The sequence below is a fragment of the Clostridiaceae bacterium HFYG-1003 genome, assembly GCA_024579835.1.
In the GTDB taxonomy this organism is placed as follows: Bacteria; Bacillota; Clostridia; order Clostridiales; family Clostridiaceae; genus JG1575.
The window spans coordinates 3,374,781-3,397,860 of the sequence record CP102060.1; the positions used below are offsets into that span (position 1 = coordinate 3,374,781).

The 23,080-nt window shown below is 48.9% G+C and carries 19 protein-coding genes and 1 pseudogene; 18 read left to right on the plus strand and 2 right to left on the minus strand.

Going from position 1 to position 23,080, the window contains the following annotated elements; translation table 11 throughout:
* Positions 1-168: 168 nt before the first annotated feature.
* The 6 genes and pseudogenes from NQU17_15205 to NQU17_15230 all read left to right on the plus strand — a co-directional run bounded on the left by NQU17_15205 (position 169) and on the right by NQU17_15230 (position 8,004).
* Complete coding sequence (locus NQU17_15205) at positions 169-648, plus strand: PcfB family protein (GenBank protein ID UUM11936.1); 480 nt, start codon at positions 169-171, stop codon at positions 646-648.
* Positions 645-2,339: pseudogene (locus tag NQU17_15210) on the plus strand (type IV secretory system conjugative DNA transfer family protein). Before NQU17_15205 ends, NQU17_15210 begins: the two are co-directional and overlap by 4 nt.
* Positions 2,340-2,461: 122 nt before the next feature.
* Complete coding sequence (locus NQU17_15215) at positions 2,462-2,638, plus strand: hypothetical protein (protein ID UUM11937.1); 177 nt, start codon at positions 2,462-2,464, stop codon at positions 2,636-2,638.
* Positions 2,639-3,481 (plus strand): transposase, encoded by an 843-nt coding sequence (locus NQU17_15220; protein UUM11938.1) that lies wholly within the window; start codon positions 2,639-2,641, stop codon positions 3,479-3,481.
* Positions 3,482-4,268: 787 nt separating this feature from the next.
* Positions 4,269-5,972, plus strand: coding sequence for a glucosyltransferase domain-containing protein (locus tag NQU17_15225; GenBank protein UUM11939.1), 1,704 nt, complete (start codon positions 4,269-4,271; stop codon positions 5,970-5,972).
* 262 nt (positions 5,973-6,234) lie between these two features.
* Positions 6,235-8,004, plus strand: a complete 1,770-nt coding sequence (locus tag NQU17_15230; GenBank protein ID UUM11940.1) for an IS1634 family transposase — start codon at positions 6,235-6,237, stop codon at positions 8,002-8,004.
* Between the two features lie 117 nt (positions 8,005-8,121).
* On the opposite strand, the gene NQU17_15235 is transcribed toward NQU17_15230, so the two are convergent.
* On the minus strand, positions 8,122-9,741 hold the full coding sequence (locus NQU17_15235; protein ID UUM11941.1) for a PucR family transcriptional regulator ligand-binding domain-containing protein: 1,620 nt from the start codon (positions 9,739-9,741) through the stop codon (positions 8,122-8,124).
* 317 nt (positions 9,742-10,058) lie between these two features.
* On the opposite strand from NQU17_15235, the gene NQU17_15240 reads away from it, so the two are divergent.
* The 9 genes from NQU17_15240 to NQU17_15280 all read left to right on the plus strand — a co-directional run bounded on the left by NQU17_15240 (position 10,059) and on the right by NQU17_15280 (position 19,855).
* Complete coding sequence (locus tag NQU17_15240; GenBank protein ID UUM11942.1) at positions 10,059-11,681, plus strand: ABC transporter substrate-binding protein; 1,623 nt, start codon at positions 10,059-10,061, stop codon at positions 11,679-11,681.
* A gap of 95 nt (positions 11,682-11,776) precedes the next feature.
* Positions 11,777-12,739 (plus strand): ABC transporter permease, encoded by a 963-nt coding sequence (locus NQU17_15245; GenBank protein UUM11943.1) that lies wholly within the window; start codon positions 11,777-11,779, stop codon positions 12,737-12,739.
* Positions 12,739-13,638 (plus strand): ABC transporter permease, encoded by a 900-nt coding sequence (locus tag NQU17_15250; GenBank protein UUM11944.1) that lies wholly within the window; start codon positions 12,739-12,741, stop codon positions 13,636-13,638. Before NQU17_15245 ends, NQU17_15250 begins: the two co-directional genes overlap by 1 nt.
* Before the next feature lie 18 nt (positions 13,639-13,656).
* The gene (locus NQU17_15255) at positions 13,657-14,841 is read left to right on the plus strand and encodes a M20 family metallopeptidase (protein UUM11945.1); all 1,185 of its coding nucleotides are present in this window, start codon (positions 13,657-13,659) and stop codon (positions 14,839-14,841) included.
* A gap of 5 nt (positions 14,842-14,846) precedes the next feature.
* Positions 14,847-15,872 carry an ABC transporter ATP-binding protein gene (locus tag NQU17_15260; GenBank protein UUM11946.1) on the plus strand — a complete coding sequence of 342 codons (1,026 nt, stop codon included), beginning with the start codon at positions 14,847-14,849 and terminating at the stop codon, positions 15,870-15,872.
* Entirely contained in the window at positions 15,853-16,848 is a 996-nt protein-coding gene (locus NQU17_15265) for a dipeptide ABC transporter ATP-binding protein (GenBank protein ID UUM11947.1), read from the plus strand. Before NQU17_15260 ends, NQU17_15265 begins: the two co-directional genes overlap by 20 nt.
* Before the next feature lie 91 nt (positions 16,849-16,939).
* A complete protein-coding gene (locus NQU17_15270; GenBank protein ID UUM11948.1) occupies positions 16,940-18,199 on the plus strand; it encodes a M20 family metallopeptidase in 1,260 nt (419 codons plus the stop codon).
* A 31-nt stretch (positions 18,200-18,230) separates the two neighbouring features.
* On the plus strand, positions 18,231-19,178 hold the full coding sequence (locus NQU17_15275; protein UUM11949.1) for a DUF1177 domain-containing protein: 948 nt from the start codon (positions 18,231-18,233) through the stop codon (positions 19,176-19,178).
* Complete coding sequence (locus NQU17_15280) at positions 19,175-19,855, plus strand: AroM family protein (protein ID UUM11950.1); 681 nt, start codon at positions 19,175-19,177, stop codon at positions 19,853-19,855. Before NQU17_15275 ends, NQU17_15280 begins: the two co-directional genes overlap by 4 nt.
* Before the next feature lie 131 nt (positions 19,856-19,986).
* On the opposite strand, the gene NQU17_15285 is transcribed toward NQU17_15280, so the two are convergent.
* Positions 19,987-20,283 carry a nucleotidyl transferase AbiEii/AbiGii toxin family protein gene (locus NQU17_15285; GenBank protein ID UUM11951.1) on the minus strand — a complete coding sequence of 99 codons (297 nt, stop codon included), beginning with the start codon at positions 20,281-20,283 and terminating at the stop codon, positions 19,987-19,989.
* Positions 20,284-20,631: 348 nt separating this feature from the next.
* Here NQU17_15285 and NQU17_15290 point away from each other — a divergent pair, with 348 nt between their 5' ends.
* The 3 genes from NQU17_15290 to NQU17_15300 all read left to right on the plus strand — a co-directional run bounded on the left by NQU17_15290 (position 20,632) and on the right by NQU17_15300 (position 22,840).
* Positions 20,632-21,051 (plus strand): hypothetical protein, encoded by a 420-nt coding sequence (locus tag NQU17_15290; GenBank protein ID UUM11952.1) that lies wholly within the window; start codon positions 20,632-20,634, stop codon positions 21,049-21,051.
* 78 nt (positions 21,052-21,129) lie between these two features.
* Positions 21,130-21,900: a transcriptional regulator gene (locus NQU17_15295; GenBank protein UUM11953.1), complete on the plus strand. Its 771-nt coding sequence runs from the start codon at positions 21,130-21,132 to the stop codon at positions 21,898-21,900.
* Entirely contained in the window at positions 21,893-22,840 is a 948-nt protein-coding gene (locus NQU17_15300) for a nucleotidyl transferase AbiEii/AbiGii toxin family protein (GenBank protein ID UUM11954.1), read from the plus strand. The genes NQU17_15295 and NQU17_15300 overlap by 8 nt, the downstream gene beginning before the upstream one ends.
* The last annotated feature ends 240 nt before the right edge of the window (positions 22,841-23,080 follow it).

Below are 23,080 nucleotides of genomic sequence, written 5' to 3' on the forward strand. Positions count from 1 at the left end.
CCCCTTTTTACAAATATACTTATATTGTAGTTCGTTTAAGTATATTTGTAAATAAATTTATCAAGACACGGCAATACGATCAAAAACTACTTTCTCGCTAACACTCTAAGTTCAGTTGTTAGAAACTGAGCTTTTCCATAATCAGTACTTGTAAAGGAGGAATTTTTCATGCAGGAAGAAGTGGAAAAAAGGACCGTCGCCCTGGCCGTCAGTACCGCCCGAATGACCGGACGTGTTCTGAAGGCTGCACTCATCAAGCTTTTGGCTGAAATGAAGAAGAGCCGGGACAGTCCGCCGCAGATCCACCATGGCAAGCAGACCGTGAAGGAACTCATCGGTCAGAATGCCGGAGTCTCAAACATCGAGATCACGGATAAAAACATCAAGTCCTTTGAGCAGGTCGCCAGAAAATACGGCGTGGACTATGCCCTCAAAAAGGACATCACCGGAGAGAAACTCAAATATCTGGTCTTCTTCAAAGCCCGGGATGCTGATGCCCTCACTGCTGCCTTCGCAGAATACACAGCGAAGGTCCTTAAAAAGGACAAGCAGCCTTCTATCCTGGAGCAGCTTGCCAAATTCAAGGCACTGTTTCGAACCAAGGTTATGGACAAGGTAAAAAACAAAGATAAGGAGCTGACGCGATGACCGAAAAAATCAAGCGGATGCTCCTTTTAAACCTCCCCTACGTTCTGATTGCTCTACTTGTCACGAAGCTCGGTGAAGCCTGGCGATATTCTCCAGGACTGGATATCTCCCCAAAAGTGCTGCATCTCATGGACGGCTTTGCTTTAGCTTTCCGGTCCCCCTGGCCGAGCCTGCTTCCGCAGGACCTGATCCTGGGCATTGTGATCGCTGCCACCATCAAGCTCGCAGTCTATGTGAAAGGCAGAAACGCCAAGAAGTACCGTAAAAACATCGAATAAGGCTCAGCCCGCTGGGGCAGACCTGAGGACATCAAGCCCTTTATTGATCCAACCTTTCGCAACAATGTCATCCTAACGGAGACGGAGCGCCTGACCATGAACAATCGGTCAAAGGACCCCAGGCTGGCACGAAACAAAAACTTCATGGTGGTGGGTGGTTCTGGATCTGGTAAAACACGGTTTTGGCTCAAGCCAAATCTCATGCAGTGCCATTCCAGCTATGTGGTCACCGATCCAAAAGTCAGCGTCCTGGTGGAATGCGGACATCTTCTCTTGCGGGAAGGCTATAAGATCAAGATCCTCAATACCATAAACTTCAATAAATCCATGCACTACAATCCCTTTGCCTACATCAAGAGTGAAAAAAACATCCTGAAGCTGATGACGGCACTTATTGCCAACACCAAGGGTGAAGGCAATGCCGGAGATGATTTCTGGGTGAAGGCGGAGACCCTGTTCTATACCGCCCTCATGGGCTTCATCCACTATGAAGCGCCGGAAAGCGAACGAAATTTTACGACCCTCATCGAGCTCATCAATGCCTCAGAGGTCCGGGAGGACGACGAGGATTTCCAGAACCCGGTGGATCTCATGTTCGCCGCTCTGGAAGAACGTGACTCTCAGCATTTTGCAGTCCGGCAGTACAAGAAATACAAGCTGGCTGCCGGAAAGACCGCCAAATCCATCCTCATCAGCTGTGGGGCCCTTCTGGCACCCTTTGACATCAAGGAGCTCAGAGACCTGACGGCCTATGACGAAATGGAACTGGATGCCCAGGATGATCGGAAAACGGCGCTATTTATCATCGTCAGCGACACCGTCGACACCTTCAACTTCCTGGTTTCAATGGCTTACACGCAGTTCTTCAATCTGCTGTGCGACAAGGCAGATGACGTCTATGGTGGACGTCTGTCTGTGCATATGCGCTGTCTCATTGATGAGGCGGCGAATATCGGTCAAATTCCCAAGCTGGAAAAGCTGGTGGCCACCATCCGAAGCCGGGAGATCTCGGCCTGTCTGGTGCTGCAAGCCCAATCCCAGCTGAAGGCTCTTTATAAAGATCACTGTGACACCATCATCGGCAATATGGACAGCACGATCTTTCTGGGCGGCAAGGAACGCACCACATTAAAGGAGCTTTCAGAAACCCTTGGGAAGGAGACCATCGACACCTTTAACACCGGGGAAAGCCGAGGCCGTGAGGTTTCCCAAAGTCTGAACTACCAGAAACTCGGAAAGGAGCTGATGAGCATTGATGAACTGGCCGTGCTGGACGGCGGCAAGTGTATTTTGCAGCTGCGCGGGGTGCGGCCTTTTCTCTCGAACAAGTACGACATCACCAAACATACCAACTACAAGTACCTCTCCGATGCGGACCCGCGCAACGCCTTCAACATCGAGAAATACCTGTCCATCTGTTGGATCAGATCGGGGACTCTCTCGGGCTCACAGAGGACCTCAAGGCTTGCTTTCCTTCTCTCTACAAGCAGATTCAATCCATTGCCTACTATCTGATTTTGGAGAGCGATTCCCCCTTGTTTCGATTTGAAAAATGGAGTACGCTCCAAAGGCATCCCTATGGGGCCAATATCCCATCTAAGCGAAGCAGCGAGCTGTTAGCGGGCATCTCGGAAGAGTCCAAACAACGTTTTTTCAGCTGTCTTGCCAAGCGCCATCAGCCCGATGAGTATTGGGCCTATGACACCACCTAGGTGTCGAGTTATTCCCCAACCCTTCGTCAGGTCCAGTACGTTAAAAACAAAGAAAATGACCCCCTGGCGCAACTGAACCTGGCCTTGGTCTTTGGACAAGACTCAGGGCTGCCGTTTTATTACAGAAAGCTCTCTGGCAACATTCCAGATGTCAGCACGATCAAAAATTTGCTGGCTGATTTCAAAGTGCTGGGCTTCGATAAGGTGAAACTGGTCATGGACCGGGGATTTTACAGTGAAGCCAATATCAATGCGCTTCTTGGGGAGCGACTCAAGTTCATCATCGCCGCTGGCACGCATCTGGCCTATATCCGAAGACATATCGACGGGATCTATGACAGCATCCGATCCTTTGAAAACCTGGATGAGCAATATGGCTTATACTCCTCAACCATTCTGACTGACTGGGAGTTTCAAAAAGAACGCCCCAACAAGAAAGATGTCATCCGAGAAAAACGCCGGGTCTACCTGCACGCTTACTTCAACATTGAGAAATACGCGGATGAAGAAGCTCATTTTGATCGACGACTGCTGTCGATGAAGGGGGAAATCCTAAGCGGAAAACGTAATCCCGATCATGAGACGTTCTACAAGAAATACTTTGAAGTGACAGATACCCCGGTGAGGGGGATCAAGGTTACCGTGAAAGAAGATGTGGTCAATCAGACGAAGCGCTATTTTGGATTCTTTGCGCTGATGACCAATGAGAAGATGGATGCCATCACGGCGCTGACCCTGTATCGGAATAAGGATCTGCTGGAAAAGGCCTTCGGCAACATCAAGCAACGGTTGAATTTAAGCCGGCTTTTGATTTCCTCCGAAAAAAGCATTTTCAGCTTATGATAAATAATCTTTTACCCTTGTTTAAAGTGTATTCATTACGTTCTACCGTTTCAGGTTTGATCAATAAGCTGTAAAAAAAAGGGTCAATCACAAATTCTGTGGGATGGACCGACTAGTACCTTGTAACATCTTAATTTGTAATAATCATCGGGTATAAATGCTTTAGCTACACCGTGCATCGCTAAGGGTGAATTGCCAGTCCACTGACTTCTGATTGTGATTTCGCCTTGTAGCCCAGGACATCACTTCTTGATCCATCATTTCAATTGATGGGATTCTTCGATTAAGACATTGGGTGGTTAACATACAAGAGGTGAGATGACGATGATAAAAAATTGGAAGTTTTGAGTTGACCCCTAAAATACTGAAAAAACTTCACCCTGGATGATTGTTGTACAGGATTTTTTTATATGCTCGTATGGTGATCATCTACGCAAATTTCTGCAATCAAGATAAACTCTGGAGAGTATGATACAATAAATAGTACCTGATTGCATTCAAAAAATGGATGCTGATTTTCAGTCTATACTCAATCAGATTAATGTTGTACTATGGCTATATAATTATAAAATTACATGATTTTATAAATAATTTTTAAAATTTTTCGATTTTTTAAAAGGTTGCAGTGTACTTTTACTTATAAGCAGACACTCAGTTTTTCACTACTTGCATGCTATACGAAAAACATGGGGAGCTAGAAGATAGATGTTCATGTCACACAATGTAATTACGGACTTAAGTCAGCTCTTATAAGAACAATCATATAGTGAACTAAAGGGGATACAAAGTGGAAGGTGAAGAAAACTTAATTTCAAAATTATCAAAATCTAAAGCAGGAACGGAAGTAAGAAAAACATTAAATGTTTGTTTGTTGAGTGCTACTGTGTTTGGATTTTTGGCACATTCCTTTATGCTCTTTAATAAAATAAGTTGGCACGATGATTTCAGACATACTTTTGATGTAGGTGCAACTTATAAGTCTGGTAGATGGGCGTTAGGTCTATTGGGCTCTTTAGTAAAAAATGTTTTCGGAATGAACATTAGCATTCCGGTGATTAATGGTGTTGTTTCCCTGTTGTTTATCGCACTATCCGCTTTTTTGATAATTTATAGATTTGAGGTGAAACAAAGATTACCCCAAATGATTATTACTTCAATAATGATATGCTTTCCAGTGGTTACTGCGACATTTGGATACATGTTTACGGCACCATATTATTTTTTCGCGTTGCTTACGTCGATTCTAGGTGGGTATCTTATTACAGAAGCATTGAACGTTTTTTTAGATGGACAGAGACAAAAACATACTTCCGGAGAAAGTGATAAAAATACGCGGAGCTTTGTTTTTCATGAGAATTCTGCCTTGATCAAGGCAATCATCAATGCATCGAGTGGTATTCTATTAATTGCATTAACGATGGGTATTTATCAGCCTTATTTGGTTTGTGCAATCTGTTTTATATTCTTCTTTTTTTTCTACAGGTTAATGGACGATAATACCGATTGTTATTTGTGGATACGAACATGTGTGATCTCAGTAGCTGCAGTTGGAATAGCATTAGTGCTATACTTGCTGCTTAATAAAATTTTCTTATTTTTAAATGCTGAAGAAATGGGCACATATCAAGGACTAAATTCCATGACGCAATTCAGTATCCATAACATTAAAATTGGGATTATTCGTTCCTATAATTCATTTTATTTTATGTTCGTAAATGGGTATAAAGGCCTGTTTTATTTAAAGAGTACTCAAATCGTTTTGTTAATAATGTGTTTGGCTTCTACCACTTATATTGTTCTATTCATCTTGAAAACAAAGTCATTATTGAGAAAATTTCTGCTTATATTATTAATCCTGGCAAGTCCGCTGGTGATACAGTTAATCGAGTTGTTTTCTTCTAATGGAAGTGGCGAATCAATAGTCCATACACTGATGACATATAGTCTCGTCTATCTATTTGTCTTTCCCCTGTGCTTTTTGCAAAACAATAACATTAAGCTATCCGGACACCTGTTTTCTGGAATCAAGATTCTTGTTACCTGCTGTTCAATTTTTTTTGTTATTTATTTTTGTATTTATAACAATGCTGCTTATTTTAAATCTTGGATATATAGAGAGCAAGCTGAGCAATTTTATAATAGGCTAATTACTCGAGTTGAGTCTGAGGACGGTTATAGACCAGGAATGACGATTGCTTTGGTCGGCAAATTTGATGCGTCAACATATGTACAGTATAGAGAATTGGAAAAAATAAATATCAAAAATTATCCAGTAAATTCCCTCATAAATAATAATGATCCAGTTACTAGAAATCTAAGAGCTTTTTTTTATTATTATAATGATTTTCCCGCTGTAGTGATGACGTCTTCTGAAAGTGAAAAATACGGTGAACTTCAGGAGGTCAAGTTAATGTCTTGTTATCCATCGGATGGTTCGATAGAAATTATTGATAACGTACTTGTGGTTAAACTATCAGATATATCGAAATAAAAGAGAATGACTAGGAGATGACTCATAGTTGTGCCCCATAATGTTTGTTTAGTCACCGACATTATAACGCATAACTATGGGTTAATTTTTCCTGAGTTTGGGAGTTAGCGTCAACAAAATCATGTTTTCAAGTCTGCAAAACGTTCAACAGAGCGGATTGCAGACTTTTTTAAGTTCTCAAATTGTTTATATATATGTCCTGTTATATCCTGTTACATTGTGGTACAATGATAGTAAGAAAAACTCTGCACGGAGGTGTCCCATGTACGTGGCAATTACCGGTTCCGGCAAGTACCGAGTCATCCAATTTCGGGAAGATAAACGGATTCCCGGCACCGATCAAAAAAAGACTAATGTCATTGAGACCCTGGGCAACTACGACCAGATGTTGGCTCAAGACCCCGATATCATTGCCAAATTAAAAGAAGAAGCGCGCAGGCGCACGCTCGAAAAAAAAGAGTCCAATCGCCCACTGACGGCATCTTTGTCCAATCAGGAATTAGGGGATGAATCGGAAGTCACCCAAAGCTACCACTTCGGCCATAGCTTGATTCGGAGACTTTGGGACACGTTGAAACTGGACCAGCTGTTTGCGAAAACCGTCGGTAAACGGGATCAGCAGGAGGTCCTGGATATGATTTTCTATCTGCTGATTCACCGCTTGATGGATCCATCCAGTATCCTTGCCTGTTCAAAGGATCAGGTAAACTTTGCCGGAATCGCTGAGATGAAACTTGACCGTCTCTATGACGTGCTGGATGTCCTGGATGAATCCAAGGATGAGCTCATCTCGCATTTGGCCAAGTTCTTTGAGAAGAACACCTCTCGGGAAAGCAACCGTGGTTATTACGATGTTACGACCTACGCCTTTGAGAGTACGCGCTGGGGCGAACTGAAGATGTTTGGATTTTCCAAGGATCACAAAAACAACGAAGTTCAAGTCGTCATGGGACTCCTGATCGACAACAACGGGATCCCTGTGACCTATGAGCTGTTCCCTGGCAACACCATGGACCAGAGCACTCTGATCACATCGGTTGAGCGCCTTCGCAAGCTCTATGGGATGGAGAAGATCACCATCATCGCTGATCGCGGACTCAACGGGGGACCGAATCTGGAATACCTGTGCAAAGCAGGCCATGACTTTGTTATCAGCTACACCCTGAAACGATCTTCCAAGGAATTCAAGCAGCTGGTGTGGGATGAGGTTGGCTGGACCCAAATCGTGGATCCAAAGACGGGTGAACTTGTGCGGAGAGAAAAGGTCGTGACGCAGGAATTCAAGTATAAAGTGCCTCTGACTGAGGAAGAATTGGAAAGTGCCAAGAGCAAGCCGGACAGGCCACGCAAGACGAGAGAGGAGAGTATTTCGGTCAAGATCCACTTGACCTGGACCGCCAGCCGAGCGAGCAAAGATTACGCGGATCGGCAGCGAATGCTGGAGAAGCTGCACAAGAAAATGGATAAACCCTACCAGATGAAAGCCTCGCTCAAACGAGGCGTCAACCAGTTTCTGGAGATGGAACTGGATACTTCCGGCTGGAAGATCAGTGAAGAAAAGGTCAAAGAAGCTGAGCAATATGACGGCTACTACGCCGTCATAACGAACAACCTGGCCTTGACCACCGAAGAGGTCACAACGTGCTACCACGGCTTGTGGAAGATCGAAGAGAGCTTTCGGGTGCTCAAGTCCGACTTGGAGGCAAGACCGGCGTACGTGTACACTGACAAGCACATCAGAGGCCATTTCGTCCTGTGCTTTCTTGCCTTGTGTATGGTCCGCTACACCCAGTATCTGGTGGTGGACCATGAGATGCCCCCGATCTCAGCCGGAGTGCTGATGGATACCCTTGAGGAGCCCCGGGTCGTGGTTCTGGGCACATTTCCTGACATCATCCTGACGCCCATCCAGGTATCAAATATCTACCTGGACTTGCATCGGATCCTGGGACTGAAACCCTTGAGAAAGAACATGACCCTGACCCAGTTTCGAAGTATAACGAAGGTCGATTTGATGAGGAACTTAAAATAACAGGACAAAAAAACGCCCTTGAAATCGCTCAAATTGAGTGATTTCAAGGGTTTTAACATTCTCAACTCCCAAACTCAGGGACCGGATACGGGATTTTATGGTCCGAGCGGATTCTTCTTATTGGATGATGTTTGTCAAGTTGACCATCATCTGCAGGATGAAGAGACCTTCGGAGGAAGCGGTGGAGCAACCGGTTAATGCCTGAATCTTATTGAGCCGGTAGCGGAGGGTTTCGACGTGGATGTGCATGGCATCCGCCGTTTCTTTTTTATTGAGGTTGTGCTGGAAGTACTGGAGCAGAGTCTCCATCAGGACGCCGCCATTCTGATCATCGTAGGTCTCGATGCGGACCATAATGTCTGAGTACATCTTAAGGACATTGGGATCATCCTTCAGGGAATGCAGCAGGCGAATAATGCCCAGAGACTCATAGGTCAGGATCTTTCCCGGCTTATTGATCAGGGCTGCAAAAATGCATTCATCCTGCACTTTGGGCAATTCTGACAGACCGCAGAACGGAGCGGACACACTGATCGACACGGTAAGTGCTTTGTTTCGGACATTGGATTTCCGCTGGATCAGATCAATGAACTCATAAAGTTTGTTTTGCGTGAGGTTGTTTAAGTAGATCACGACGATCCCGTTGCTCTCACTGAGCAGGTAGGTGATCTTTTTTCCATAGCTGTTGAGGATCGTATTGAGCTCAGTTTGGATATACTGTCCTGGTACGGGCTGCCCGTCCGTCGGATAGAACTTGAGCGCGATGCCATAGGAGGGATGGGAGGAATCCCAGCCGATATTGGAGGCGACGTTCCGGATAAAGTCCTCGGTGAGATTCCGGTCCTGGAGGATGATGCTGGTGATCATCTGTTTATTACGAAGTTCATTATAGATGTCCTGGTCCGCTTTGGACAGATTCAACTGGATGCTTTTGGTGCTGTGTTCCAGCATATTTCGAATCAGGGGCAGGAATGGCGTCAGGGAAAAGACATGGAGACGCCCTGATTGACCATCTTCAAATCGGATGGGGAGCCTCAGGTGGGAATAAGCCGATCCGTCGAACATTACTGAGAGGTCGTCCTCTTCTACCGGGTGGCCGCTGATATCGTGGAACAGGAAACTAGTGCGGATCAGTTTTTCTGGACCGGTCAGGAACAGGGACAGGCGCCCTAAGTTGCCAAGGGCTTCCAGGATACCGGTATTATCCATCTTGTCAAAGACGAGATCCAAGAGTTCTTCATGGGTCTTTTTTGATTCCAGAAGATAAGCGTTGGATTTATAGAAGAGCGCTTCATAAAACGCGGAGACGATCTCGGTGTAGACCATCCGGCGCGGCAGGATGATAAGAGGAATGCCCAAGGCATCTGCCCGCTCCAGCATTCTGGGAGGAATCGCCTCCAAGAAGCGCTGCTCCTTGATGGCGATGCCGGCACAACCCCGCTCATGGATCTTATCGATGAGGCTGTCCAGCATGGCCGGATCATTTTTGAAGGCATAGCCGGCCGTGAGGATGAATTCCCCTCCTATAAGCCAGTCCAGGCCATCCGGTGTCTCCCAGACGACGATGGAGGTGCACTGCCGGCCTAGGCCTTTACTTCCGGCAATGAGCCGGGTGGACTGCATTGCTCCAAGGCCCAGGTATTCCCTGACGGTGATGGAGTTATTTTGGGGTGTCGTCAAAGGGCCATTGGCGGGCTCCTCAAAAAGCTTCTTATAGCGATCGGTGATGGATTCCATGGCGTCTCCCTGTTTTGGTCTTGATTTAAATCTGTTTCAATTCGTGCGGATTTTCTGAAAGTTTCATGCTGAATCGGCGCATATATTTGGCTGTCTTTTAAATTCTACTACAGGTCTTTATGGATTGCCATAAAAAGAAGCTCGTTCGTTTCATGAGTTAAGCGCATAGGAAAATGGATTTCATTCCACTATACTTAATAAAAATGCGAAGGGTAGTGAATATCGAAAAACAGATCGGTACGGTGAACGCACGAACAATCATTGAGGATAACCTACAGGATTCTACGAACATAACATATCATGAGGGGGAACTAAGAATGAAGAAAAAGATCTTGTCTCTGGTTGGAATGACCCTTGGCTTGAGTCTCAGCCTGTCAGCCTGCTCCACCACGACACCAGCCACTACGGCGGTGGGGACGAAGACAACGACCACAGCAGGCGCTACGGTGCCGGTGGGGGAACCAAAGGATGGAGGAACACTGACCGTCGCGCTGACGGCCTCGCCCAAGAACCTTGATCCGGTCACTTATACCGGCACCTATGAATCACAGATCATCCAGAATGTCGGCGACACGCTGGTGGCCTACAGCATGGACTTATCCAAGATCGTTCCGGCCATAGCCTCTTCCTGGACCGTGTCCAGCGACGCCAAGGCCTATACGTTTAAGCTCCGTCAGGATGTGTATTTCCATCCGGGAACTTACCAGAACGGCCGCCAGATGAAGGCAGAAGATGTTAAATATTCATTGGAACGCTCTGCCCAAAAATCAGCCATGAAACGGCTCGATATGATCACTTCGGTTGAAGTCGTCAACGATTTTGAGATCATCGTGCACTTACCGGAGCCCAGCGCAGTCTTCTTAACGGCGCTGACGAATTCCGGCAACATCATCGTGCCCAAGGAAGAAGTCGAAGGCTGGGGGGATGCCTTTGGCAATCACCTCATCGGAACAGGCCCCTTCATGATGAAGGACTTCAAGCTGGATCAGGCCACCACCCTGGTGCGCAACGAAAAATACTGGGCCGCCAAGCCCCACCTGGACAGTGTCGTCTTCAAAGTCATCACAGACATGAACCAGAATGCCAATGCCCTGCGCACCGGTGAAATCGACTTCGCCTCGAACCTGACCGGCGAATCCGTCAAGCTCATCCGCGACGACCAGTCCATCAAGCTCCTGGAAATGCCGGGACTGCACTTTGCCTATATCTACTTCAACATGGTCAAAGGTCCCACTGCGGACATCAAAGTCCGTGAAGCCCTGATCCGCGCCCTGGATACCAAGGAACTGGTAAAGGGAGTCTACCAGTACGGCGAAGCTCAGCCGGCCAGCCTCCCCCTGCCTCCCGGATCCTGGGGATACGATAAGACCCTGGAAGCCGATGTCCCGACGTATGACCCAGCCGCTGCCAAGGAATTGCTTGCCGAAGCCGGCTTCCCCAATGGTTTTAAAACCAAGCTTTATATTTCCAATACTCCGGCCCGGGTCCGTATGGCGACCATCGTCCAGCAGTACTGGAAAATGAACCTCAATATCGATGTGGAGATCATGACCTCCGAGTGGGGCACCTTCAGTGAAATCGCGTCCAAGAACAATGCCGATATCTTCGCCATGTCCTGGACCTGGTATCCCGATCCCTACTTCTTCCTTAATAAGATTTTCCATTCCACCGCCATCGGTTCATTAGGCAATGGCCAGGGATTCAATGATCCGGAAGTCGATCGCCTCCTCAACGAAGCGCTGGTGATCACGGATCAGGCCGCACGGGCCAAGCTGTACAGTCAGGCGGTGAAAGCGATCATTGCCAAGCGGCCGGGTGTTTTCTACTCCAATGAAAATGTGACCTGGGGTGTTTCACCGAAAGTCCAGGATCTGATACAGCGCGCCGATGGCAGCATTTTCCTCGTCAATGAAGAAGTAAACGTCTGGATCGCTCAGTAGTATTTGCAACGGTGAAAGGCCCCAAAAGTGTGCGGATGCCATTTTAAGGCCTTTCCTTTTTATATCGCATCCCTTGGACTGCAAAGGAGGAGACTATGTTAAAAACTGTTCTGCAGCGACTGCTACAGATCATCCCGACGCTGCTAATCGTCGTATCCATCACGTTTGTCCTGACGCGGATGATCCCCGGCGACCCGGCGGCGGCTATGCTCGGCCCGCAGGCTTCGCTGGATGAGATTACAAAACTGCGCACCGAGATGGGTTTAAATGCCAGCCTGGGTCAGCAGTATCTGAATTACCTGGGGGACATCGTCAGGGGAAACTTTGGCCATTCTTATTCCTACAGCGAATCGGTCTTGAACCTTATCCTGGAGAGGCTGCCCAATACCCTGGTCCTGTCCATCACCAGCCTGATCCTGTCGATCCTGGTATCCATTCCCCTGGGGATTGTGTCGGCCGTCAAGCAGTATTCCGTGTTTGACTACACGGCCATGGTCCTTGCCCTGGTGGGCGTATCCATGCCCATATTCTGGCTTGGACTCATGCTTGTCCTGATTTTCAGCGTCGGTCTGGGCTGGCTGCCCACCATGGGGATGGGGTCTATTAGCAACGGTCTGGGGGACGTGATCCGTCACATGATCCTGCCGGTGATCTGTCTGTCGACTATCCCGACGGCGACCTTTACCCGCATAACGCGCTCCAGCATGCTCGAGACCATCAACAGCGACTACATCAAAGCACTGCGCTCTCGGGGCTTAAGCGAACGGATCATCATCTTCCGGCATGCCCTTAAAAATGCCCTGCCCCCCATCGTGACGGTGGTGGGCATTCAGCTGGCCGGTGCCTTTACCGGAGCCATCCTCACCGAAACGATTTTCGCCTGGCCGGGTATGGGCACCCTGATCACCGGTGCGATTGAAAACCGGGATTACATGCTCGTCCAGGGCGCCGTCCTGATCACAGCCATGGCCTTCGTGTTTGTTAACCTATTTGTGGATCTCATCTTCATGGTCGTCAATCCCAAGGTCAGCTATGAAGGCAAAGGAGGGAAAAGCTGATGGAACAGAAAACTGATCTCCTGGGCAGTGAAGCACACAGCCGCATGCTGGAAAAGGAACGACGGGCCAACAGTGCCTGGAGCAAGATCAAGCGCAATAAAACCGCCATGGTTGGTCTGGTCATTGTCTCTTTCATGATGATCCTGGTCATTTTTGCCGGAGTCCTTGCGCCCTACGATCCCAATGCCCTGAAACTGGGTAGTGCCTTTTTAAAGCCCGGCAGCCCCGGGCACCTCTTTGGCACCGATGAGTTCGGCCGCGATCTCTTATCGCGGATCATCTTTGGCTCCCGCATCTCCCTGTTTGTCGCCGTAGGCGCCACCTTTGTCGGCGCGGCCATCGGGATCCTTTTGGGGCTCCTGTCGGGTTATGTCGGGGGGACCACTGACACCCTAATCATGCGCGTCATGGACGGCATGATGGCCTTTCCCTTCATCCTGTTGTCCATCATCCTCATGACCATCCTGGGTCCCGGGGTCTTCAACGTCATTCTTGCTGTCGGCATCGCCAACATCCCTAATTTTGCCCGAGTCGTGCGCGGCCAGGTCCACGTCGTCAAAAACGAAGAATACTGCAACGCCGTGAAGGGGATCGGCGCATCCCACGCCCGCATCGTCTTTTCACACATCCTGCCCAACATCGTTTCACCGATCATCGTGTATGCCACGCTCAATACGGCCGGATCCATCATCTCGGAGGCGGCGCTTAGCTTTCTGGGCTTGGGGATCATGCCGCCTGACGCCTCTTGGGGCAATATCCTGCGGGCCGGTAAGGAAACGCTCAATACGGCGCCCCACGTAGCCACGATCTCGGGGCTGTTCATCCTGTTCACTGTACTTGGCTTCAATCTTCTGGGGGACGGCATCCGTGATGTCCTGGACCCGAAAATGAAAAAGTAGGTAAATGCAATGGCTCAAATGGCTGATCAAAAGAAAATCCAAAAAACCGTCGATGCGCTCATGCCTGAGCTCATCGCACTCTCCGACTACATCTGGCAGCATCCGGAATATAACTTCAAGGAAGTCAAATCCAGCGCCGCTTTTGCCGGGATCCTGACCCGTCTGGGCTTCCAAGTGGAACAGGGCGTGGGCGGGCTTGACACAGCCGTCCGGGCGGTCTTTGATTCAGGCCGGCCGGGCCTCCACATCGGTTTTTTAGGCGAATATGACGCCGTTCCCGGAATGGGCCATGCCTGTGGCCACAATCTTATGGCCGCCATGGCGGTGGGGGCGGGTGCCGCTCTAAAAAGCGTGATTCAGGAGCTGGGCGGGAAGGTCAGCGTCATCGGAACACCGGGCGAGGAAGGCGGCGGCGGCAAAGTCATCATGCTGGAACACGGCGTCTTCGATGAGTACGACGCGTTATTGATCCTTCATCCGGCCAATGAAACGGTGGTAAATGACATCAGTTATTCCAAGACTGACCTCCTCGTTGACTTCTTTGGAAAAAAAGCACATGCAGCCACCTGGCCCGAGGAGGGGATCAGCGCTCTGACCCCGATCCTTGCGCTGTTTAACCTCATCGCAGCCCAACGGCTGGAAGTGGCCGACCGGGGCAAGATCCTGGGGGTCATCACCAAAGGGGGCGAGGAAGCCATCATGATCCCCGATCACTGTCAGGCGTCCTTCACCGTCCGTTCCTATGACAATCAGTATCGCATCCAGCTGGTAGACCAGCTCATTAAAATGGGCGAAGGCCTGGCGGCCTTGACGGGGACCCGCTTTGAATACCGGTTCACCGGACCGACCTATGAGGAGATCCGCAATAATCCCGTGCTGGAGAAGATACTTGAAGAGAAATTTACCGCCCTGGGCGAAGTCGTGGGACCCCGGCGCAAGGAGCTGGGCATTGGCACAACCGATGTGGGCAATGTGACCCATCGGGTGCCGGCTCTGCAGTCCTATATTCTGGTGGCCCAGGGGATGCGGGGACACACCCCAGAATTTGAAGAGACCGTGGGCGGTCCCCTGGGTCACCAGGTGATCCGGACCGGGGCTCAGGCTATGGCGCTGACAGCTCTGGAGCTGATGAGCGATCCCGGGTTGCAGACCGAATTAAAAGAGTCATTTCAACGCATGAAGACTCAGTACGGATGGGAGTGATCAAAATGGCAGAAGTGATTCTGGAAGCAAAAAATCTACAGACTTATTTATACCTGGCCAGCGGTGTCGTCAAGGCCGTCGATGGGGTCAGTTTTGATCTGAAGCGAGGGAAGACCTTAGGCGTTGTCGGTGAATCCGGCTCGGGAAAAAGCATGACGGCTTCGTCGATCCTGCGCCTGCTTCCCAAAAACACCGGAAAAATCGTCGGCGGCGAGATCCACTTTGAAGGCAGGGACATTTTAGGGTTTAACCAGGCCCAGCTCCTGGATTACCGCGGAAAAGACGTCGTCCTGATTTCACAGGATCCCATGACCTCGCTGGATCCGGTTTTCAAAGTGGGTTATCAGATGGTGGAAATGCTGCGGACCCACAGCTCGATGACGGCAGCCGAAGCCCGGGCGCTATCCATCGAATCGCTCAAAAAAGTCGGGATCCCCAACCCGGAAAGCCGCATGGAGTCCTACCCGTATGAATTATCGGGCGGCATGTGTCAGCGGGTGATCATCGCCATGGCCATCAGTGCCAAGCCCAAGCTCGTCATTGCCGATGAACCCACCACGGCCCTGGATGTCACCGTTCAGGCCCAGGTCCTGGATCTGTTAAAAGAAATGCAGAAAAAGTCCGAGACAGCGATCCTGCTCATCACCCATAATCTGGGCATCGTCTGGGATATGTGCGATGAAGTCATGGTCATGTATGCCGGGAAGACCGTGGAGCATTGTTCGGCAAAGACGCTTTACAGTGCAGCCCGGCATCCCTATACCTGGGGCCTTTTGGATTCCATGCCGAAACTGTCACAGGCCTCCAAATCTGAGCTCGTGACCATACCCGGCGCCCCGCCGGACCTCCGGCTGACGGGGGGCTGCTGTAATTTCTACAAGCGCTGCCCCTACGCCCTGCCCATCTGCTCCGAGGTCGTCCCAGAGCTCATGGAAGTGGGGGAGAATCACTTTGTCGCCTGCCATCGGCAGACGAAGACTGAAACACTGAAACGAAAGGAGGCGGCATCCCATGGCAGAACCGATTCTTAGAGTCGTCGGACTCAACAAAGAGTTTAAGCTTAGAAAATCAAAATTTCGGGAGCCGCATAAGATCCTGCATGCCGTCAACCAAGTGAACCTGGAACTCTATAAGGGGGAGACCCTGGGGATCATCGGCGAGTCCGGCTGTGGCAAGTCCACGCTGGGCCGCTGCCTGGTACGCCTTCATCAGGCGACTTCCGGTCAGATCCTCCTCCATGGTCAGGATATCAATGAATTGACCGGGAAGGATTTAAAGGGGCTGCGCCGGGAGATTCAAATGATCTTCCAGGATCCCTACTCCTCCCTGAACCCGCGAAAAACAGCGGGGGAGACCATCGAGGAGCCCATGATCGTGCACGGCCTCCTGTCCAAACCCGAACGCAAGGCCAGGGTCCGTTCGCTGATGAACGAAGTAGGCTTAAGTGAATCCCACATCCATCGCTTTCCTCATGAATTTTCCGGCGGTCAGCGGCAGCGCATCAATATCGCGCGGGCCCTGGCCCTGGATCCCGAGATCCTCGTCTGTGACGAGCCGGTGTCCGCTCTGGATGTATCGGTTCAAGCGCAGGTGCTGAACCTTCTCAACAGCCTACAGAAGCAGCATGAACTGACGATGATCTTCATCTCCCATGACTTAAGTGTCATCAAGCACGTCAGCGACCGCATCGCCATCATGTACCTTGGGCGGGTGGTGGAACAGTGCAATGCCGAGGAGATTTATACCGATGCCAGGCATCCCTATACGAAGGCCCTCTTGTCAGCCATCCCGCCGGAGAGCCCGTTTGAAAAAAACAGCCAGATCAAGCTGACCGGAGAGATCCCAAGTCCCATCGGCGAACAGATCGGCTGTCCCTTTGCCAGCCGCTGTCCCTATGTCATGGAGAAGTGCCGCAGGGTGACCCCGAAACTGACGGAAGTCGCCAAGGATCATCTGGTCGCCTGTTACCTCTATGACAGCCAGAGCGCCAGGGAAAGCGGATCCTAACGATTTAAGAATCAAACCAACTTTAACAGCTTGAATCACTCATCAAATAAACTCGAATGAAAATTCCAGGAAAAAATCTAGGAGGAACATCGTGAGTATAACTAAAACTGAAATCATGGAACAAGCCAGCCGAAGGAGCAGCGAACTCATCGAATTGACATCGCAGCTCATCCGGATCAACAGTGAGAACCCAACGGGATCTCAGCGGCCGGTCATTGACTTTGTCAAACAATATCTGGAAGACTCCGGCATCGCGGCCACCGAGATCGCTGCCAATGATGAATTCCCCTGTATCCTTGCGAAAATTGGTTCGGACGAGGGCTACAGCATTATTTTAAACGGTCATGTCGATGTGGTCCCCGCCGGGGATTTATCGAAGTGGGAGTTTGATCCCTTCGGCGGTGAAGTCACGGAGAAGCGGATCCTTGGCCGGGGGACGTCGGATATGAAAGCCGGGGTAGCCGGGATCCTCTTTGCCATGCGTCTCTTGAATGAATCGGGGGCCGAGCTGACCGGGAACGTCCGTCTGCACATCGTCTCCGATGAAGAGTCGGGCGGGCAGTATGGTACGAAATGGCTCCTGACCGAGGGTCATGCCGATGGCGCTGATGCCTGTATCGTGGCGGAGCCCACATCGAATTACACCATTGAGATCGGCCAGAAGGGATCCAATGAACTGATCTTAAAAGCTCACGGCACACCGGCCCACGGCAGCCTGGGCAACTATAAGGGGGACAATGCCATCCTGAAACTGGGGAAGGTTCTCTCTCACATCGGCGAACTCCATGAGATTCAGGGTAAATTCCCCCAGGAAGAAGCCCAGGCCCTCAAAAACTCGCGATTGATTGCCGCCGACAAACTGGAAACCCCGGGGATCGAAAATGTCATCGACCATGTCACAGCCAGTGTCGGCCTTATCAGCGGCGGCACTAAATTAAACGTCGTGCCGGATTACTGTGAAGCCCGGGTTGATATCCGGCTCCCCATCGGGGCCGATGAGGCCGAGGTCGAAGCGAAGATCCAAAGCATCATCGCCCAGAGCGGAGCGCTGGATGTGGAGTATGAGATCACCTGGAAGGCCACGGGCAACTATACGCCAATCAACGCCCCCATTGTCCAGACGGTCAAAAAACATGCCGAGGCACTCTGGCACATCGATGTTCTGCCAGCTTATCAGTGGGCGTCCAGTGATGCGCGCTATTATCGTGAAATGGGGATCCAGACCATCCAGTACGGACCGTCCAACACGGAAGGGATCCATTCCTACAACGAGACAGTGGATATCGAAGACGTTCTGAACGCCAGTCAAATCTACTTAATGTCCTTATGTGACCTGTTAGGTGTGAATTAATTTTTGAGAATAAAAATTTGTGAGGTTATCGATGATTATTAAGCAGATCATGGAAGTATATGAGCTGGTGGACACGGCAACGGCCAGCGGCAACGATTTAAAAAAATATCTGGAGAGTTACGGTGCGAAGAATGTGGTCGTTAAGACCATCACGGGGGATAAAGGCAAGACCGATTTTATCCGGGTGGCGATCCCCGGGAAAAACGGCCGGTCCAAGGGCGGCTCCGCCCCGACCTTAGGCGTACTGGGACGGCTAGGCGGCATCGGTGCCCGCCCGGAGCGCATCGGCATGGTCTCTGATGGTGACGGGGCCCTGGTTGCCCTGGCTGTTGCGGCAAAGCTCCTGGATATGCAGAATAAAGGGGATCACCTGGACGGGGATGTCGTGGTTTCAACCCACATTTGCCCGGATGCACCGACGCAGCCCCATAAACCGGTTGCGTTCATGGATTCTCCGGTGGATATGGCCACGGTAAACCAGGAAGAAGTCAACGGCGATCTGGATGCCATTCTGTCGGTGGATACGACCAAGGGCAACCGGGTCATCAATCACTGCGGCTTTGCCATCTCCCCCACGGTGAAAGAGGGGTATATCTTAAAAGTCAGTGACCAGCTCTTAGACATCATGCAGACGACGACGGGAAAGTTCCCGGTGGTTTTCCCGCTGAGCATCCAGGACATCACCCCCTACGGCAATGGGGTGTATCACCTGAACAGCATCCTCCAGCCGGCGACGGCGACCAAAGCCCCGGTAGTGGGGATCGCCATCACCACGGAATCGGCCGTGCCGGGATGTGCCACCGGTGCCAGCAATCCGTTTGACCTGGAGCAGGCCGGACGCTTTGTCCTGGAAGTCGCCAAAGAATTCGGCCGGCACAATTGCAATTTCTACGACGAGGCTGAGTTTGGCCATTTACTGGAACTGTACGGCGAATTGCACCAGTTTCAGACGCTAGGCCGGAGTCTCGTCCGGGCTTGAGCTTCCGGCTGGGCACCATTACCATCGGTCAGTCTCCCCGGCAGGACGTGATCCCGGAAATGCTTCCGTATCTCGGAACGTGGGTTGAAATCCTGGAGGCTGGCGCACTGGATGGGCTGTCCTATGAGGAAATTCAAACACTTAAGCCAGAACAGGGAGACTATGTGCTGGTGTCGACCCTGCGGGATGGACGTGAAGTCAAATTTGCGGAAAAGCATATTCTAGGACGGCTACAGGACTGTATCGATCGATTGGAAGAGAAAAAAGTCCAAGCCATTGCTTTTATCTGTACCGGGAAATTCCCGGATATCTTCCGGGCCAGCGTTCCCTTGATTTACCCCCAGGTGATCCTGCACCGGATCGTTCCGGAACTCTCCGGCACGAAAAAAATCGGGGTGGTGATTCCTGATCCCGAGCAGATCGAGCAGACCCGAATAAAATGGAAGGACGCAGGACTGGAAGCCCGTGTGATCCCCTGGTCACCCTACGATAAAAAAGTGACTGGCACTCTGCCGGATCTCACCGGGTTCAGTGATCCCTCCCTTGATCTCATCATCATGGACTGCATCGGCTATACAGCAGGGATGAAGCAACTGGTCTTACAGGAAACCCATAAACCAGTGATCCTGGCCAGGACACTGGTTGCCCGGATATTAGGTGAACTCGGGGATAGCTAAAGCCGGCTAGCGATTAATTTCTGAGCGATTAAACGTCGGATTGAATCATCAAATGGTCATTATGCAGGTAAATGATCGATCCAAGCAAAACTATCTACGCTGAAATAGCCAGGTTCGCCCATCGAACCTGGCTATTTCAGCGTAGATTTTAGTCGGTCCCAGAGAGAGAAATGAGTTTGGTCAGTTGTGATGTCTATCTTCAGCATCTGTCGCGTTTTATCAAAGACGACTCCGATCGATACACGATACCCCGGATAGTCCGCTTCCTCTCGGATCTCTTCAATCCCTTGAAATGAAAATACAGCATCGTCGTCAATCTGAGTTTTTAAGATGTTCTCAATGATCACCGTTAATTCTGTCTTAGATTGAGCCTGCCCTTTGATCGTTGCATCCATATCCATTGTGGTGCGCGCATCAATGCCAACCATCGCAGCGGCCTTAACATTCGATTGTCAGTAAGTTCATCAGGCAAAACATTAATCCCGGTAGTCACTCGTTCCAAATCGCCTGAGTGAGCAAGCAGGCGCAATCCTTCGTTTGAGACCCCGACTTCGTTTGCTTGGGCAGTAGTAACGATTCCGCCAGTTTGCTTCAGGACTGATTGAAGTTCATCGGGCATAGTCATGCTACCACCTTCAATTTGATTTCTGTGCTAATATCGTATGCCAAACTTGCACTGAAATCAAAATAATATGATTTCAGTGCACATCTCATCAGCGAAACCAGCATTATCATCAAATTTTCTTCAAGTCGTTTTTTTAAAGGAGTTCCTTCAAATGAAGAGACCTCTCTCCTATATCACCGCTTCCTGGGGCGTTGATCCAACTGAGAATACAGAGATTGCAACCAAATACAGCCGGAAGGTTTTCGACGCTGGCTACAATCCCATCTGTCCCATCCTGATGCTTTCAAACTTCATGGATGACGGCATCCCCCAGGAGCATAAGGACAGACAGGACATCGAGCTCGATTACCTCAGACGCTCCAACGTCCTCGTAGTCTGGGGCTCTCGGATCGACGAAGTCGTGAAAAACGACCTTGCCATCGCTGAACGCTATCGAATCCCGGCAACCACCTTAAGCGGTATCCTGACCGTTAAAACACCACGGTCAGAAAAACCCTACAAGATAACAGAAGAATCCATTCCTGATTTTGCGCGTAACATTGGGAAAAAGGAATGTTTCGTGCATATTTAAAAATGGACGTTTCTGAAATTGCACAAAACATTGGAAAAAAGGAATGTTTTGTGCAATAATAGAAACGGAGGTGTTGTAATGAAATATTTAGACAAACTAATTGAGTTGGGTTGTTTTTCACGGCAAGAAGTTGTTGACCTAATCGGAACCGAAAAAGCAGCACACTCAATACTAAACGATTATGTCAAAAACGGATATATTGATCGAATTCGAAGAGATCTATATACAGCAATCAGCCTTGAAACGAAGCAGCCTGTCGCAAACCGATTTTTAATAGCAACTCATATTGCTGAGGATGCTTATATTTCGCATCACAGTGCATTTGAATACTATGGTTATGCTAATCAAGTTTTTCATGAGGTCTATGTATCGACAACCAGCAGATTCACTGAGTTTTCTTTTGATGGTATTACCTTTACCAGGGTTTCTCCGAAAATTGATTCTGGAGTAATTACAACCAATACAGAAATCAGAGTCACGGATCTTGAAAGGACTGTCATCGATAGTATCTATTCTTTTCAGAAAATTGGCGGTTTGGAAGAACTACTCCGTTGTCTGTTGCTGGTCCCTGCACTACAAGCTGATAAGCTGATAACCTATCTTGATGAATATGGGCAGGTGAATTTGTATCAGAAATCCGGCTTCTTACTCAAGGAATTTGCTGAACAGTTGGGTCTTACAAAACTATTTTTTGATTACTGCAGGAGTAAAATCTCCAAATCAAAAAGTTATCTGTATTCAGAAAAAGATGCCCTTTCCAAGCACTTTGTCCTACATAAAGATTGGATGATTTTTGCCCCTGAGAATATTAAATCAATCCTCAGTAAGGGGGTTGATCTCAATGCCTGAGTGGAACAAGTTATTGTCGGGGAAACAAGCTAAGGAACTTGGTTTTGTGCGAGATACATATGAGAAAGTTTGCAGATTGACTGATATACTGAAGTTTTTCGAAAATGACGCTTTGCTAGGGAACTCTTTGGCTCTAAAGGGCGGAACGGCCATCAACCTGACAATTTTCAATTTGCCAAGGTTGTCTGTTGATATTGATCTGAATTTTTCAAAAAACGTCACTCGGGATGAAATGATGGCGACAAGATCAATCATCAATGACCGAATCGAAAAATTTATGAAAGCTAACGGCTATTTGTTAAGTCCCAAATCGAAGCAATATCATGCTCTTGATTCTTTTGTTTATGAATACTCAAATTCAGGAGGCATGAAGGATAACATTAAGGTTGAAATCAACTATATGCTTCGCTGTCATGTTCTTGAAACTGGACAAAGACATTTTGTATCTTCCTGGGAACCAACCGGCGTTTCTGTTTTTAGTGTGGCCCCCATTGAAATATTTGCAAGCAAAATCGTTGCTTTGATCAATCGAACGGCACCCCGAGATCTTTATGACATTTATAACCTGGTGAAATTTGGGTTGATTGATGAATCAGAGGAGCCCATGCTCAGAAAGTGTGTTGTTTTTTACAGCGCGATAGGCGCGGAATCTCCGCCTTTTGAGTTCCAATTTAACACGATCGATCAAGTCACTCAGAATCGTATCAAGACAGACCTTTATCCTGTATTACGAAACAAGGACAAATTTGATCTTAAGACTGCTCAGATGCAAGTCAAGGCCTGGCTTGAATCGCTTCTAAAGCTTGAGGACAACGAACAGGAATTCCTGGATGCCTTTAGGAATAAGACATATCAGCCGGAGCTGCTTTTTGAATCAACCGAAATCGTAGAACGTATTCGGAACCACCCTATGGCACTCTGGAAGTGCTCACAAAAATAAATACTGACTCAGGAATTCAAATATTGAAGCATCTTCATTCGAAGTTGCTGTGAAGAATGACATTGCCATCGCATCCCGGCAACCACCCTAAGCGGCATTCTTACCTTTAAGAGACACGGTCAAAATACCGCAAAATAGCTCTGCGTTTAGTCTTTGTGACATCTCCAGCTTGCCTGTCATGAGTCTATTTGTAACTATATTAACCTATACCTTAATGGGTGTAATATAATACTTATAAAT

Coding starts and splice junctions, on each gene's coding strand:
- NQU17_15205 (UUM11936.1), top strand. CDS start 169: ATGCAGGAAGAAGTGGAAAAAAGGACCGTCGCCCTGGCCGTCAGTACC.
- NQU17_15295 (UUM11953.1), top strand. CDS start 21,130: ATGAAATATTTAGACAAACTAATTGAGTTGGGTTGTTTTTCACGGCAA.
- NQU17_15260 (UUM11946.1), top strand. CDS start 14,847: ATGGCAGAAGTGATTCTGGAAGCAAAAAATCTACAGACTTATTTATAC.
- NQU17_15275 (UUM11949.1), top strand. CDS start 18,231: ATGATTATTAAGCAGATCATGGAAGTATATGAGCTGGTGGACACGGCA.
- NQU17_15285 (UUM11951.1), bottom strand. CDS start 20,283: ATGGTTGGCATTGATGCGCGCACCACAATGGATATGGATGCAACGATC.
- NQU17_15265 (UUM11947.1), top strand. CDS start 15,853: ATGGCAGAACCGATTCTTAGAGTCGTCGGACTCAACAAAGAGTTTAAG.
- NQU17_15300 (UUM11954.1), top strand. CDS start 21,893: ATGCCTGAGTGGAACAAGTTATTGTCGGGGAAACAAGCTAAGGAACTT.
- NQU17_15240 (UUM11942.1), top strand. CDS start 10,059: ATGAAGAAAAAGATCTTGTCTCTGGTTGGAATGACCCTTGGCTTGAGT.
- NQU17_15245 (UUM11943.1), top strand. CDS start 11,777: ATGTTAAAAACTGTTCTGCAGCGACTGCTACAGATCATCCCGACGCTG.
- NQU17_15255 (UUM11945.1), top strand. CDS start 13,657: ATGGCTGATCAAAAGAAAATCCAAAAAACCGTCGATGCGCTCATGCCT.
- NQU17_15235 (UUM11941.1), bottom strand. CDS start 9,741: ATGGAATCCATCACCGATCGCTATAAGAAGCTTTTTGAGGAGCCCGCC.
- NQU17_15230 (UUM11940.1), top strand. CDS start 6,235: ATGTACGTGGCAATTACCGGTTCCGGCAAGTACCGAGTCATCCAATTT.
- NQU17_15290 (UUM11952.1), top strand. CDS start 20,632: ATGAAGAGACCTCTCTCCTATATCACCGCTTCCTGGGGCGTTGATCCA.
- NQU17_15250 (UUM11944.1), top strand. CDS start 12,739: ATGGAACAGAAAACTGATCTCCTGGGCAGTGAAGCACACAGCCGCATG.